The following is an 863-nucleotide window of genomic DNA, read 5'->3' on the forward strand; positions in this document are numbered from 1 at the left end:
AGTGGTCCGCCCTTATGTATGGCTTTGCGCCAGAGGAGGACCGAAGATGGCACGCAAGAGATACAAGGCCGAAGAGATTGTCGCGAAGCTGCGGCAGGTTGACGTTCTGAGTTCGCAAGGCATGCCGATGGCCGATGCGATCCGCCAGATCGGCGTCAGCGAGGTCACCTACTACCGGTGGCGTCAGGAGTATGGCGGCCTGAAGTCGAACCAGGTGAAGCGGCTGAAGGAGCTCGAGACGGAGAATGCCCGGCTGCGCAAGGCGGTCTCGGATCTGACGCTGGACAAGCTGATCCTGCAAGAGGCCGCCCGGGGAAACTACTGAGCCCCGCGCGTCGCCGCGCCTGTATCGAGCATGTTTGCCAAAAGCTCAACGTGTCCGAGCGTCGTGCCTGCAAGGCGCTCGGACAGCATCGCTCGACGCAGCGCAAGGTGCCGCGGGGCCGTGATGATGAAGAACGGCTGACGGCCGACATCATTGAGCTTGCCCGCCAATATGGCCGATACGGCTACCGCAAGATCGCGGCCCTGCTGCGCGGTGCCGGCTGGCAGGTCAACGACAAGCGGGTCGAGCGGATCTGGCGGCGCGAGGGGCTGAAAGTTCCCGCCAGGCAGCCCAAGCGTGGCCGGCTCTGGCTCGCAGACGGATCGTGCATCCGGCTTCGGGCCGAGCGGCCCAACCATGTCTGGTCCTACGATTTCATGGAGGACCGCACCCATGACGGAAGGAAATACCGCATGCTCAACGTGATCGACGAGTTCACCCATGAATGCCTGGCGATCCGCGTGGACCGCAAGCTGAAGGCCGCCGACGTCATCGACGTGCTGTCCGACCTCTTCATCCTTCGCGGCATTCCGGACCA

Annotated in this window: 1 pseudogene; it reads left to right on the forward strand. The window is 63.4% G+C overall.

Annotation, left to right across the window (positions count from 1 at the left end):
- Positions 1–46: 46 nt before the first annotated feature.
- A pseudogene (locus IM708_RS21060) lies at positions 47–863 on the forward strand (IS3 family transposase); the annotation flags it as partial.

Source organism: Pararhodobacter sp. SW119 (assembly GCF_017811755.1).
Taxonomy (GTDB): Bacteria; Pseudomonadota; Alphaproteobacteria; order Rhodobacterales; family Rhodobacteraceae; genus Pararhodobacter.